The organism is Nostoc sp. 'Peltigera membranacea cyanobiont' 213 (genome assembly GCF_002245975.1).
Classification (GTDB): Bacteria; Cyanobacteriota; Cyanobacteriia; order Cyanobacteriales; family Nostocaceae; genus Nostoc.
In genome coordinates this window covers 1-1,783 of sequence record NZ_NOLI01000340.1, presented here as the reverse complement: position 1 = coordinate 1,783, position 1,783 = coordinate 1, and the positions used below count along the sequence as shown (strand labels likewise).

Genomic DNA, 1,783 nt, shown 5'->3' with positions numbered 1-1,783 from the left:
AGCGCAGTAGACAATCATTCTTTTCCGCCTGACTGCTCTTTAATGTAATCTTTGACTATTTCCAATGGCGCTCCACCACATGAAACTACACATTTAGAGTCATGCCATAGTTTAACTTTTTCACCCCAGTAAAACTTACCTATTTCTGATTTGTATTGTTGTCTCAAAATCCTGCTAGAAGCTGATTTAAGTGAAGCCATTAAATCAGAAATATTGTTATCTGGATGTAGGCTGACAAGCAAATGTACGTGGTCAGGCTCTCCATTAAATTCCTCAAGGATGCACTGATTAGCAGTCAATACCCGCACAAAAATAGGCTCCATGTCTGCAAGCATGGCTTTTGTAAAAACTAACCTACGAAACTTAGTTACAAAAACCATGTGTAGATGAATATCAAAAACTACGTGCGCTCCTTTCCTTAAACTCTTCCTAGTCACTTCGAGTCAACCCTAGAATCTATGGTATAGTACTGAGAGTAACACAAGTACATGATTCGACTGATGCTATATGGTTGCCAACAAATACTATTAAATCCTGATAACGATCTAAAAGTAATCTTAGAGTTTTTGTGTAATGAAGCAACAAAACTCTCTAATTGCGGAACGTACTATGCCCGCCAACTTTACTTTAAAACTGGTCTAATCCCTAGCAAATTTGATTTAAATAATCAGCTATCTAACAATATTCATTTTGCCGCAATGTACTCTCAAGCAGCACAACAATGCTTAATGAGTGTAGCAGAGTCATTCAAATCATTTGTGGGACTACTCAAAGGGATAAAAAACGGGACTGTAACGCAAAAACCTAAGCTTCCAGGATATCGAGATGGCGGATTAAGCTTAGTAACCTATCCGGCTCAAGCCATAAAACTGACTCCACTTGGCTTACGTTTCCCGTTGGGTACCAAAGTAAAGACATGGTTTGGAATAGCCGAATTTTACTTGCCTATGCCCTCGAATCTCGATCGCAAACAAATTAGAGAGTATCGAATTCTCCCTAGAAATGGTGAATTCTATTTGGAGCTTGTTTACAAACTTTCCACCATTCAATCTGATGTAGATTTTAACAAAGTCATTGGCATAGACCCAGGACTCAATAACTGGTTAACCTGTGTAAGCAATGTTGGTACATCTTTGATAGTCGATGGATTGCATCTCAAGAGTTTGAATCAGTGGTATAACAAACGAGTATCTGTCCTTAAAGAGAATCAACCACAAGGTTTTTGGTCTAAGCAATTAGCTCTCATTACGGAAAAACGAAATAGACAAGTTAGAGATGCTGTCAATAAGGCGGCTCGACTGATATTAAATCACTGCCTTGAAAACAAAATAGGAACAATCGTTTTTGGGTGGAATGAAGGTCAGCGCCAAAATATAAATCTTGGCAGCAAGACCAATCAAAAGTTTGTTCAAATTCCTACTGCTAGATTGAAAGATAGAATTGCTCAACTCTGCCAACAGTATGGATTAAGATTTGAAGAAACTGAAGAAAGTTACACAAGTAAGGCGAGCTTTTTAGATTCTGATTTGCTACCTACATTCGGCGCAAAACCTGAAGGGTGGCAAGAGTCTGGTAAGCGAGTTAAGCGTGGTTTGTACCGTTCGGCGAATGGTACAAAAATAAATGCTGATGCTAATGGGGCATCTAACATTCTAAGAAAAGTAGCGGTGAAGCTTGGGCTAGACCTAAGTGGAATCAGTAGGGGTGCATTGATAGCACCTTTGAGAATCCGTTTCTGGATTGCTTAAGAATCCCCATCCGCCTACGCGGTGGGGAGTATCAA

2 protein-coding genes are annotated in these 1,783 nt (G+C 39.4%); one reads left to right on the top strand and one right to left on the bottom strand.

Going from position 1 to position 1,783, the window contains the following annotated elements; all coding sequences use genetic code 11:
- Nucleotides 1–14: 14 nt before the first annotated feature.
- On the bottom strand, nt 15–437 hold the full coding sequence (tnpA, locus tag CDG77_RS34750; protein ID WP_094333638.1) for an IS200/IS605 family transposase: 423 nt from the start codon (nt 435–437) through the stop codon (nt 15–17).
- Nucleotides 438–488: 51 nt separating this feature from the next.
- Between tnpA and CDG77_RS34745 the strand changes: the two genes are divergently transcribed.
- Nucleotides 489–1,748: an RNA-guided endonuclease InsQ/TnpB family protein gene (locus CDG77_RS34745; protein ID WP_223270167.1), complete on the top strand. Its 1,260-nt coding sequence runs from the start codon at nt 489–491 to the stop codon at nt 1,746–1,748.
- Nucleotides 1,749–1,783: the final 35 nt, after the last annotated feature.